This window comes from Saccharicrinis fermentans DSM 9555 = JCM 21142, from assembly GCF_000517085.1.
In the GTDB taxonomy this organism is placed as follows: Bacteria; Bacteroidota; Bacteroidia; order Bacteroidales; family Marinilabiliaceae; genus Saccharicrinis; species Saccharicrinis fermentans.
This window is the reverse complement of the sequence record NZ_KI912107.1, coordinates 4417858-4430188: the sequence shown is the minus strand read 5'-3', so window position 1 is coordinate 4430188 and position 12331 is coordinate 4417858. Positions and strand designations below refer to the sequence as shown.

The 12331-nt window shown below is 35.8% G+C and carries 11 protein-coding genes; 7 read left to right on the top strand and 4 right to left on the bottom strand.

The annotated features are described in order from the left end of the window. Nucleotides 1–12 precede the first annotated feature (12 nt). The 4 genes from atpD to CYTFE_RS0118040 form a co-directional block, all read right to left on the bottom strand. Entirely contained in the window at nucleotides 13–1521 is a 1509-nt protein-coding gene (atpD, locus tag CYTFE_RS0118055) for a F0F1 ATP synthase subunit beta (protein WP_027472955.1), read from the bottom strand. Between the two features lie 220 nt (nucleotides 1522–1741). Next, a complete protein-coding gene (locus CYTFE_RS0118050; RefSeq protein ID WP_027472954.1) occupies nucleotides 1742–2716 on the bottom strand; it encodes a polyprenyl synthetase family protein in 975 nt (324 codons plus the stop codon). 15 nt (nucleotides 2717–2731) lie between these two features. Continuing rightward, nucleotides 2732–5140: an efflux RND transporter permease subunit gene (locus tag CYTFE_RS27145; RefSeq protein ID WP_044212021.1), complete on the bottom strand. Its 2409-nt coding sequence runs from the start codon at nucleotides 5138–5140 to the stop codon at nucleotides 2732–2734. 54 nt (nucleotides 5141–5194) lie between these two features. Then, nucleotides 5195–6244 (bottom strand): hypothetical protein, encoded by a 1050-nt coding sequence (locus CYTFE_RS0118040; protein WP_027472953.1) that lies wholly within the window; start codon nucleotides 6242–6244, stop codon nucleotides 5195–5197. A gap of 175 nt (nucleotides 6245–6419) precedes the next feature. Here CYTFE_RS0118040 and CYTFE_RS0118035 point away from each other — a divergent pair, with 175 nt between their 5' ends. The 7 genes from CYTFE_RS0118035 (at nucleotide 6420) to CYTFE_RS0118005 (ending at nucleotide 12330) form a co-directional block, all read left to right on the top strand. Then, the gene (locus CYTFE_RS0118035) at nucleotides 6420–6932 is read left to right on the top strand and encodes a YfiR family protein (protein ID WP_027472952.1); all 513 of its coding nucleotides are present in this window, start codon (nucleotides 6420–6422) and stop codon (nucleotides 6930–6932) included. A 90-nt stretch (nucleotides 6933–7022) separates the two neighbouring features. Continuing rightward, complete coding sequence (locus CYTFE_RS0118030) at nucleotides 7023–8729, top strand: methyl-accepting chemotaxis protein (RefSeq protein WP_044212023.1); 1707 nt, start codon at nucleotides 7023–7025, stop codon at nucleotides 8727–8729. Between the two features lie 25 nt (nucleotides 8730–8754). Further along, entirely contained in the window at nucleotides 8755–9066 is a 312-nt protein-coding gene (locus tag CYTFE_RS0118025; RefSeq protein ID WP_027472950.1) for a hypothetical protein, read from the top strand. A gap of 18 nt (nucleotides 9067–9084) precedes the next feature. Beyond that, nucleotides 9085–9450, top strand: a complete 366-nt coding sequence (locus CYTFE_RS0118020) for a response regulator (RefSeq protein ID WP_027472949.1) — start codon at nucleotides 9085–9087, stop codon at nucleotides 9448–9450. After that, the gene (locus CYTFE_RS27140; RefSeq protein WP_044212025.1) at nucleotides 9447–9818 is read left to right on the top strand and encodes an Hpt domain-containing protein; all 372 of its coding nucleotides are present in this window, start codon (nucleotides 9447–9449) and stop codon (nucleotides 9816–9818) included. Before CYTFE_RS0118020 ends, CYTFE_RS27140 begins: the two co-directional genes overlap by 4 nt. A gap of 14 nt (nucleotides 9819–9832) precedes the next feature. Beyond that, nucleotides 9833–11872 (top strand): chemotaxis protein CheA, encoded by a 2040-nt coding sequence (locus CYTFE_RS0118010; protein WP_027472948.1) that lies wholly within the window; start codon nucleotides 9833–9835, stop codon nucleotides 11870–11872. 2 nt (nucleotides 11873–11874) lie between these two features. Next, on the top strand, nucleotides 11875–12330 hold the full coding sequence (locus CYTFE_RS0118005; protein ID WP_027472947.1) for a chemotaxis protein CheW: 456 nt from the start codon (nucleotides 11875–11877) through the stop codon (nucleotides 12328–12330). The last annotated feature ends 1 nt before the right edge of the window (nucleotide 12331 follow it).

Below are 12331 nucleotides of genomic sequence, written 5' to 3'. Positions count from 1 at the left end.
CTAATAATTATATTATTTTGCTTCTGCCAATAGTTTTTCTCCTTTTTCGATGGCTTCTTCAATGGTTCCTACCAAGTTAAATGCAGCCTCAGGATATTTGTCTACTTCTCCATCTATAATCATATTAAAGCCTTTAATGGTATCTTCAATGCCAACGAAAGTACCTTTCAATCCGGTAAATTGTTCGGCAACATGGAAAGGCTGAGATAAGAAGCGTTGTACCCTACGAGCTCTGTGGACTACTTGTTTATCTTCTTCCGATAGTTCTTCCATTCCTAAGATGGCTATAATATCTTGTAGTTCTTTGTAACGTTGAAGAATTTCTTTTACTCTTTGTGCAGTGTTGTAATGTTTATCTCCAACAATATCAGGTGATAAAATTCTGGACGTAGAATCCAATGGATCAACGGCAGGATAAATACCTAGCTCTGCAATTTTACGACTTAGTACGGTGGTTGCATCCAAGTGGGTAAATGTGGTGGCTGGTGCCGGGTCAGTAAGGTCATCAGCGGGTACATATACAGCTTGTACAGAGGTGATAGAGCCACTTTTTGTAGAAGTGATACGTTCTTGTAACTCTCCCATTTCTGATGCCAATGTAGGTTGGTATCCAACCGCAGAAGGCATGCGACCTAATAAGGCAGAAACTTCAGAGCCAGCTTGTGTAAAACGGAAGATATTATCAACAAAAAGCAGGATATCTTTACCAGTTCCGGTACCATCACCATCACGAAAACTCTCGGCAATACTTAAACCTGATAAGGCAACACGGGCACGTGCACCAGGGGGTTCGTTCATTTGGCCAAACACCATGGTTACCTGTGATTGATCCAGTGCTTTTTTATCTACCTTGGATAAATCCCATCCGCCTTCTTCCATACTTTTCTTAAATGCTTCGCCATAGTCTACGATGCCTGCTTCAATCATTTCCCGGAGTAAATCATTACCTTCACGGGTACGTTCACCAACACCTGCAAATACTGATAATCCATCATATCCTTTGGCTATGTTGTTGATTAGTTCTTGAATAAGTACGGTCTTTCCTACCCCTGCTCCTCCAAAAAGACCAATCTTACCTCCTTTGGCGTAGGGTTCAATCAGGTCAATTACTTTAATACCGGTAAAAAGAATTTCAGTTTCAGTAGATAATTCTTCAAACTTGGGAGGTTCTCTGTGGATGGGTGTACCATTTACTTTTGTAATATCTCCAATACCGTCAATGGCTTTTCCGGTCACACTTAGCAATCTACCTTTAACTGTATTGGCAGGAGGCATTAATATTGGTTGTCCTGTTGGTATTACCTTCATGCCACGTACCAAACCGTCCGTGGTATCCATTGATATACACCTGATGGTTTGCTCTCCGATGTGTTGTTGACACTCAATGGTAACTATTTCACCATTCTCGCGACATATCTCGAGTGCATCTAAAATACTAGGAAGTTCTTGATCTTCTAAATCAAAACTAACATCAATGACAGGACCTACTATCTGGATGATTTTTCCTTCTAATTGTTTCATGTGTCAAAAATTTTGTTTTTCAACGGCCACATGAAATTCCCATGAAATTATTTATCCACTTGGGTGTCAAAATTCCTTGGCATGGTCGTTTCATATTGTAAGTTTACCTTTGTGGCAACCAGAATTATATTGGTTAATTACTGCTTAAAGAGATGTAAATAATCTTTTAGCAATGCTATAATGTGGGCAATGCTAAAATAGCAAGATTATTGAATAAGAACTAATTAATTCTTTGCATTAGTTGTGAAGCAAAGTTTTTTAATTCTTTTTTTACGGACTCATTCCCCTTAATTTCTCCTAGGCATTGAATCGCTTTTTCATAATACTCGTTCATTTTGTTTTTTGAATCCGTATCAACTGCTAATTTTTGATATATCTTTTTTACCTCTTCAATTTTTAAGTTATGATTGTCATGTTCTACGGTAATCCAATTAATTAGGTTTCTTTTATCTTCTTTTTCTGCCTTTTTTAACGCGGTCAACAGTAAAAAAGTTTTTTTATTGGCAATAATATCACCTCCTATTTTTTTGCCAAAAGTGTCCTGATTTCCAAAAGTATCTAAATAGTCATCTTGTAGTTGAAAGGCCAATCCTATATTCATTCCAAATTGGTAGATAAGGTCGGCTTCTTCTTCGGAAGCATTGGCTAATATGGCTCCCATCTTTAGGCTTCCGGCTAATAAAATAGCGGTTTTGAGGCTGATCATTTTAATGTAGTCTTCTACCGAAACATCTTTGCGTGTTTCAAACTCCATATCGTATTGCTGACCTTCGCAAACACCCAAGGCTACTTCATTAAAAAGTGTGATAACTTTGGGTAATTTAGAGTCCTCACAGTTGCAAATAAACTGATGTGCTTTAATCATCATGGCATCTCCTGATAATATAGCTGTATTGGTGTCCCATTTTTTATGTACGGTGGGATTGTTCCTGCGTACTTCAGCATTGTCCATAATATCGTCGTGCAACAAGGTAAAATTATGGAATATTTCCAGTCCTAGTGCAGGGTATATGACTTTTTGGGGTGCATGACCGAATAATTGTGCTGCCATAAGACATAATACGGGTCGAATACGCTTTCCACCTTGTGCAAGGGTATATTCTATAGGTGCATATAGTGCCAGAGGCTCAGTTGTAAAATTTATTTTTTTTAGTTCAGCATTCACCAGTTGCTGTGTTTCTTTTATATTGAGCATTTTTGTTGTGTCTGTTTAATTTTCTTCTATTGAGTTAACTTTTTCTTTTTCTATTTTCAACTCGTTAATTTCAATATCTTCATCTTCATTGAAGATATGAAGCAATGGTTCTCTAAAGGATTTATTGGTAATTTGTTTTTCTAATGTTAATAGTAACGAAGGTAACAATATTAAGTTTGAAACAAGGGCTATTAATAAGGTTACTGCTACCAGTATACCCAGTGCTACAGTACCTCCAAACTCTGAAAATCCGAAAATACCAAAACCAAAAAATAAGATGATGGATGTATATATCATGCTTACGCCTGTTTCCTTGAGGGCTAGGACTACCGCTGCTTTAATACTCCAGTTTGTTTCGCCTAGTTCTTGACGGTATTTGGCCAGATAATGGATGGTATCGTCCACTGAAATACCAAAGGCAATACTGAAAACCAATATAGTTGATGGTTTGATGGGAATGCCAAAGTAGCCCATTAGGGCAGCTGTCATTAGTAAGGGTATTAAATTAGGTATAAGTGAAACGATAACCATACGTTTTGAAGAAAACATCCAAGCCATAAAAGAGGCTATTAAAATGATGGCCAATAGTAAGCTGACAAATAAATTACGAATAAGATATTTGGTTCCCTTAAAAAATAATACACTGGCTCCAGTAACCGAAGTGCTATACCTCTCTTGTGGAAATATTTCGTGCATGGTTTCACGTATTGATTCGTTGAGCTCAGTCATTTTTGTGGTACCAATATCTTTTAGACGATAACTCAGCCTTGTTTTTTGTTTGAGGGAATCGATAAAGGTACTAATAACCTGCTGTTGTTCTCCTTCTCCCTTGGATACGTAGGATAATAAAAAGTTTCTCTCTTGATTACTTGGAATGCCATAGTATTTAGGATTACCGTTGTAAAACCCTTGTCGTGCAAACTTAACAACCTCTGTTAGAGATAGGGCATTGGATATATCAGGGTGAGAAGAAAGCTTTTTATTTAACAAGTCCATCTTTTTTAGGTTGCTTGCTTTAAGAACACCATTGGGTTTTTGGGTGTCAATCATTATTTCCAGCGGCATTAAGCCATCAAAGTTTTCTTCAAAAAACTTAAGATCGAGGTAGAGCGGATCTTCATGTGGTATATCATCGAGCATGTAACCCGTCGTTTTAATCTTAGTGATTCCTATAATACCGAGTATCAAAATGACTCCAGTGGTAATGTACACTGTATTTCGATGATTTAATGATATATAAACTAGTTTATCTACTATTTTATTAACGGCTTTGTTATCCAGGTGGTTGAGATGTCGTTTTTTAGGAACTGATAAAAAACTAAAGATAATGGGTATCAGTAGTAATGATAGGATAAATACACCAATAATATTGATGGCAGCGATGATTCCAAATTCAACTAATATACGGCTACTGGTAAATATAAATGTTGCAAACCCTGATGCTGTTGTAAGGTTGGTTAAAAAGGTTGCATTCCCTATTTTACAAATAACACGTTGTAATGCTTTTATTTTATTGCCGTGTTTCCGATATTCCTGATGGTATTTGTTAAGGAGAAATACTGAATTAGGAATACCAATTACAATAATAAGTGGAGGTATCATACCTGTTAGTATGGTAATCTTAAAGCCAAATAAGGCTTGTGTGCCCAGTGCCCATATAACAGCCATTCCTACCACTAGCATTGAAAACAACATTACCTTAAAGGACTTGAAAAACAAAAATAGAATGATGGCTGTAATTCCTAAGGCCATGAAAATGAACATATTCAGTTCTTTTTTTACCATTTCAGCAGTGGTAACCCGGATGTAAGGTAGTCCTGAATAATGAATATTTATTTTTGTTTTAGAAGTGTACTCATCCCCCATTTTTACGATTTGTTCAATAAGGCCTACCCGTTCTGGACTTTCTAAAATATGAGGTTCTAGGGTAATGGCCATTAAATATGCGTCCTTACTTTTATTGTAAATGTTACTCTGGTAAAAAGGCAGTTGATAAAACTTATTTTTAATGGAGTCAAGTTCATATTGTGATGATACCTTGCCTGCGAATAAAGGCTCTATTTCAAATCGTTTTTCCTTGGTGTTTTTAATGAGGTTATAGGATTCTGAAACAGAAAATACAGAGCTGACACCTTCGATAGAGTCAATACGGGCACTTAATCTGGTCCAATTTTTATAATTGTTCAGTTGAAAGAAATCTTTGTCCTTAACACCTATTACCATTAAGTTTCCTTCGTTACCAAAAACTTCAGCAAAGGCTTCGTATTCAATATAGGCAGGATCGTCTTCAGGTAAAAGAGGCGCATATTGGTACGACATCTGAATATCTTTGGCATGGTAAGCCATAAAAGCGGTAAACAGCGATAAAAGGGTTAAAAACAATATTCTGTTTTTTAATATGGTGCGAGCAATAAAAATCCACATGTTATTTAAACTGTATTTTAGTGATAATATAAGCGATTCTGGTAAATATTCTAATTAATACGAAATTAACCCTTCCATTTCTACTAAATTATGATGTTGATTCAAGGCTGGACAGGTGATGACCGTTTCAACATTAGGTAATAGTCCTTTGATTAATTCTTCCACTGTTTTGCAGTCCTCGCTGTTTTTAATTTTTACTTTAATAAACTTACAATGATCCTGAATATTTGGCTCTACCTTATATTTCTCTTTTAAGGTGAAAATATTTTTTAATGTTTGTATGGTTTGTTGCTCAATATCATGTGAAATATGGTCATGATCTGATGCACTTGTAAACCAATACTCATGGCTGTCGTTGTATATAAATTTGCTCTTTATACCTGTATTTTCTTGGGTATAATTTTCCTTGTCTTTCAATTTTGTATGGGTGTTTTCCGGATACGGACCCAATGCATTGAAATCGATGGATAGCCTGCGGTCTAAATTATTGATATCGCTTTCCAATGGATTTCCGTTAATTAACAAGGCTTCTTCGAAAAATATATTTTTTATTTCGTTAAATATATAAATATTAGCTCTTTTTTGACGGTCGTAATCCGATAAACCATTTATTTGAGGAATATAATTCCACTGTCGATAGATATGACCAAAATTTAAGTCTTCAGCCATCAAAATCTGTTCCGCAAAATCAAAACATCGTTGTGCAGAAAATAAAAGTGAGTCTTCTTTGAATGATATAGCTCCCGAAAATAACTCTATTCCAGCGTCATGTTTTACTGTAACGTAGTGATGATTTAGTAATTTTTTGTATTGAATATTTGTATTTTCATATACTTGGTAGTGTATGACAAATTCTTCATTTCCGGGTATATGCTGAAAAACAATGGAGTGGGCAGGCATCTTATCTTTAAATACGGTTTTCATTGTCTCCACAAAACACTCGTATTCTTCATTAAACTCCTCTTCCACCTCATTATTAATGATGATATCCAGTTTTACAATGGCCTGTTTGTTATCTTCTTTTAATATATGATGGAGTGTGTTTTTAATCCTGCTCTCAAATGTATTTCCGGCTTTTGCGCTTATAAATTTTACAATTCTCATTCCTTAAATATTAATACGGGGCAAATTTATTTGTTTTATTGATTAAGGTATCATTTAGTGTAGTTAATTTTTAATACTTAGGGTTTTTTTCAACATTTTATAAACAAAAAAAGTAACCTATTCATCATACTAACCGTAACAGGGGGAGGAAAACAAATATAAAAAGTGTTGTGATATGAGGAAAATCTTACTGCTCTTAATACTTATGGTGGCGGTTCCAAAGATTGGTTCCAGTCAAGTTGAAAAGTACAAGTCTGTATTTACACTAAACTTTATCCGTTATATAGGATGGCCAGATGATGCCAAACAAGGTGACTTTGTTATTGGTGTCTTAAAAAATTCGAAAATTGCGGATTGGCTGGTTAAACAATCAGGTGGTAAAAAGTTCGGTTATCAGAATGTAGTCATTAAGCAGTTTAATTCTGTGGATGAAGTGACTGATTGCCAGGTGTTATATGTTTCTTCTAGTGTTAATTTTTCGCGTCATTCGGAAACTTTGTTTTCAAAGATTGGTAAAAGTTCACTGGTAATTACCGAGGCCGAAGGGGCTACCAAACACGGTTCAGTTATTAACTTCGTAGTTAGGGATAATAATTTGAAGTTTGAAATTCATGATTTAAACGCAAAAAATTTAGGTCTTAGTATAAGTTCCAAACTTTCTAATATGGCGGCTGCTATTAAAAAGTAGGATTAGATGAAAGGGGCTGAGAGTATTTTTTACATTGAAAAATTTCTTATGACCTGATTCATGTGACCATTGAAAAACAATTTTAGACAAATGAAAATAAAATTAAATATCGCACAAAAACTGATTGCTGGTTTTAGTATTCTATTGCTGGCAATTCTTATTAATGGAGTTTCTACTTATTTTACCCTAAATAATAGTCGTTCTTTAAGTGATCAGATTACCGGAGTGTATAGTCCGTCAGAACAAAATATACAACAGTTGAAGGACATGGTTATTAGTTCCAAGGCTTTGATAAAAAGTTGGGTTTTTATTGACAGACAGCCTGGTACTTCCGATAAGGTAGTACTTGAAAATTTGCACACAAAAGATTATCCTGCTTTAATTGAAAAGCTTACTAAAAATCAAAAGCAGTGGGATAAATCTGATCAGGATATCTTTAACTCAATTAAGTTAAAAACCGATTCATTGTTTACCAAACATCAATATATCATGAGTAGTTTGAACTCGTTTGAGGCTTATGATGATGTTATGGTGATATTTGAGGTGGAACCTATGGTTCAGGAAGACGGTGAAATCATCACATTGAGTAACGAAATTGTGGAGGAATTAACGGTATTGGTTGATAAGTTTAATGGATTAAATACTGCATCTCTTAAAGAAATGGATGATTCATTTGCTTGGTTCAACGGATTTGTGTTGATGATGGTTATTATTTTGGTGGTTGTTTCTGTTGTTATTGCTTTTTGGTTGTACAAGAGTATTGTGGAGCCTTTAACAAAAGGAGTTGCTTTTGCGCAGGCCATTGGAAAGGGTGATTTAACAGCTGAACTTGAGATTGAGCAAGATGATGAAATCGGAAAATTAGCTGATGCTCTTAAAGCTATGGCTTTAAATATCAAAAATATTGTAATAGCAATTAAAGAGAATGCAAACGATCTAGTATCTAGTGGAAAGAGCGTTAAAGATAGTTCAGTACAGTTGTCAAAAGGATCTGCTGATCAAGCAGCCTCCGCTGAGGAGGTGTCTACCTCTATTGAAGAGATGGTTGCCAATATTGATCAAAACACGGAGAACGCTGTTCAAACAGAGAAAATTACTGTTGAAACCGCACAAGATGTAAATGTAGCAGATAAGCTGTCGTCAGAAGCAGCTAGTTCTATGAAGAGTGTGGCTGAAAAAATTACGATTATTGGGGATATTGCTTTTCAAACCAATATATTGGCACTGAATGCTGCCGTAGAGGCTGCTCGTGCCGGAGAGCATGGTCGAGGTTTCTCTGTAGTAGCTGCCGAAGTACGTAAGCTGGCTGAGAGAAGTAAAGTGGCTGCAGATGAAATTCATAGCCTGGTGAATGGCGGACTAAAAGTTTCACAAGAAGCGGGTGAGAAATCGCGCTTATTGGTGCCAGATATTGAAAAAACAACTCAGCTCATTAAAGAAATTTCAGCAGCAAGTTTAGAGCAAAAAACAGGGGCCGAGCAGATTAATATGGCTATGCAGCAGTTAAACCTGATTACTCAGGAAAATGCTTCTTCATCTGATGAGTTAACACAAAGCGCCGAGCAGTTGGCCGAGTTAGCAGATAGGTTAAAAGAAGCTGTTAGTTTCTTTACCATCGGCGATGAAGGTAATGAACAGACAAGTACTGTTAATCAGGATTTGGATAGTCACGCGGAAACAAAGAAAAAAGCGTCAGGTGTACAAAAGAAACCTCGCCAAACCAATGTGTCCGGAGGAAAAGATGACTTGATTAACCTGGAAAGAGAAATGGATATGGATAATTATGAAAAATTCTAGGGCAATATACTATTAAAGCTGCTATATGGAGAAACCATTTTCACTTGAAATAAAGCATGATGACAATAAGCAGGAAGTGATTCTTTCCGGCGAATTGATCATTAACCATGCGGATATTATAAAAGAAGAGTTGATGAAAACAATTGACTTTTCAAAACATCTTAATGTAAAGGTTGACAACCCAACCGGAATTGATATTACCTTTATACAATTTATTCTTTCGATTAAATTGGCTTATGAAAATAAAGGGCTCCCATTTAATTTGGAGGGAACATTCAGTGATGATATGTCCGCTCTGGTTGTAAATGCAGGTTTTAGAGACCTTTTTAAACTATAGAAAAATATTAACAAAATTATGGCTAAAACAGTTCTTATTGTTGACGATTCTGAAAGTATCAGGGAAGTTGTAAATTTCACCTTGCAAAACGAAGGGTACGAAGTTTTGGTAGGTATTGATGGGGAGGATGCTCTTCAGTTTTTAGATGGAAGAACCATCGATATTATCATTACCGACTTGCATATGCCTAATCTAGATGGCTTGGGTTTAATACGTAAAGTAAGGGAAATAGATGCCTATAAGCATATTCCTATTTTGTTTCTGACAACAGAATCGCAAGCGGCTAAAAAGATGGAAGCGAAACAAGCCGGTGCGACAGGGTGGATTATTAAACCATTTGTTCCAGCTAAACTATTAAGTGCTATTTCAAGAGTTTTAAGATGATAGAAAAGATAAAAAAAGGTTTTATCAACGATACGCTTAATGATCTAAAGACCATCGAAAATGATTTAAATGCCGATATGGCAAACAATGCACCTGAGGGTGTTGTTGAAAAGGTGTTTATGACAGTGCACAAAATTAAAGGTACTGCACCAATGGTTGGCATTGAAGGTCTCGATGATATTGCCGTGAAAATGGAACGGGTCTATAATGCGATCAGAAATGGTAACCTTTCTTTGTCAGAGGAAATAGTATCCAATACGATGAAGCTTATTCCTGCTTTGAAAGCAGAATTGAGCAATATCCAACAGAATAACCTTGATTCGGAAGACGTTAATAAATCATTACGTTTTTTTGAGTCTCTAATCTAGTAAAAAGCAGGCGGATGATTGATAAGTTTAGAGCCAAATTTGTTGAAGAATCACTCGACAATGTGCATGACCTCGAAGAAGCTTTGTTGCTACTTGAAAATGATAGGTCAGACAAAGAAATAATTGAACGTATTTTTAGAGCTATGCACTCTCTGAAGGGTGGTGGAGCTATGTTTGGTTTTAATGATTTGAGTGAGTTTACGCACCATTTAGAAACTGTTTATGACTGGGTTAGGAATGGAAAACTGGCTGTTTCTGAAGAGATTATTTCGGTCACTTTTAATGCTATTGACCAAATAAAATATCTGCTGGATGTGGGTGATTTATCCGATAATTCAGATAAACAGGAATTGGCAGCATTAACACGTAAAGTACAAGGATTAGTATCCGATTCTGCGGTGGAAAAACCGGTTGAAGAATCCAAGGATAACAATATTTCGGAAGAGAAGCCTTCTGATCACTCCAAAACATATTTAATCAACTTTAAGCCTCATGCAAACATTCTGCAAAATGGAACCAATGTTATGTTTTTGTTGGATGATTTACATGCCTTGGGTAAGGCTGTTGTCTTGTTCAACGATGAAAAGGTTCCTGAGTTAAGCAAATTAGAAGCACAAGAATGTTATGTTAGTTGGGATATAGTTTTAAATACGAGTGAGGCACTTAACGAAATTCAAGATGTATTTATCTTTGTGGAGGATGAGTGTGATTTAGTGATTACAGAGGTATTTGATGGTGATATTATCGATCATGTTTTGTTTGAGGAGATTATATCTAAGTGCCAACGTAAGGAGGAGAAATTAAGTGCTGCATTACTTAAAGGAATATCCTGGGGAGGAGAAGAAAAAAAAGTATCCGCTGAAAAAGCAAAGAAACCGCAATTAAAGGAACATAAGATTTCCAGCATCAGGGTGGCATCCAATAAAATTGATGAACTGGTTAATTTGGTAAGTGAGTTGGTGACCATTCAGGCACAACTAAATTTGTATGCAGAAAAGAAAAGCGGTGATCCACAAATCATTATGCTTTCTGAAAATATACAGAAGTTAACTCGACAATTGAGGGATAATGCCTTTGAAATTAGCCTGATTCCTATTCAAAATGATTTGATGAGGTTTCAACGGCTGGTGCGTGATTTATCTAAGGAACTGAATAAGGAAATAGATTTTATCATTGAAGGTGGCGATATTGAGTTGGATAAGAATATTATTGAGCACTTAACCGATCCATTACTTCATATGATACGAAATTGTGTGGATCATGCCATTGAGATGCCTGATGAACGTATTAAAAAGGGAAAGAATCCCAAAGGAAATATCATATTCAGGGCCTATTACGAAGGTGCTAATGTAATTATAAAGATTATTGACGACGGTAAGGGTATTGATCCTAATTTCATCTTGAATAAGGCCATTAATAAGGGGCTGGTTGAAGAAGGGGTTGAGCTAAGTAAAAAGGAGATTCTAGATTTGGTTTTTAAGAGTGGATTCTCTACCAAAGAACAAGTATCAGACCTGTCGGGTCGCGGTGTTGGAATGGATGTCGTTAAACGAAAAATTGGTGAAATAAGGGGAGAAGTCTCCATTGATTCAGAAGTGGATAAGGGGACTACAGTAACTTTAGAGTTACCCTTAACGCTATCTATCATTGATGGACTACTGGTTACAGTTGCTCAATCGCAATATGTCATTCCTATTTCTGCGATTGAAAAAATTTATCCTTTGGAAAAAGAGGATAAGAAAAATATTTTCAATGATGTGATTACTTTAGGTGGAGAACAATTCCCTGTCATTGGATTGAGGAGTGTTTTTAAGGAAGCGATTACGGATGAAAAGGAACACATTATTCAAGTCAAATACGAGGATAGACAAATTGGTTTAATAGTAGATGAAGTAATTGGAGAATACCAAACAGTGGTTAAACCATTTGGAAGGCTGTTGAAAGATCAGGAAGTGATTTCTGGAGCTTCTATTATGGGGGATGGTTCTGTTGCTATGGTGATAGATACTAATAGGTTAGTTCAATTTCATTCGAACCAAAAATTACATAAATAACTATGGAAGGTGAATTTGTAACAATAATTTCCTTTGGTCTTGGCGAACAAACATTTGCTTTTGATAGTCTTAAGGTACGTAATATACTCCCTTACGAAGGGAATTTGACCAAAGTGCCCAATACACGTGAGTTTATCTTAGGTGTTATTAATCTGCATGGTAACATTGTACCAGTGACAGATATGAGAAAAATAATGGATATGGAAGATGCGGAACGTACAAAGGATACGTCTATCATTATAGTGTCGCCTGAAGATAAGTTAGAATCTCAATTCGGTATTATGGTTGACATGGTTAAAGAGGTTTTTGAAGTACCTTTGGATCAAATAAAACCAGCCGTATTTGAAAATAAAATGGGTTTGATCGAATGCTTTGAAGGTACGGTTAAGGTAAAAGATGAATTTGTTCATCTGATTGATTTAACGCATGTTGTATCACAAATTGAACGAAAAAATTAAT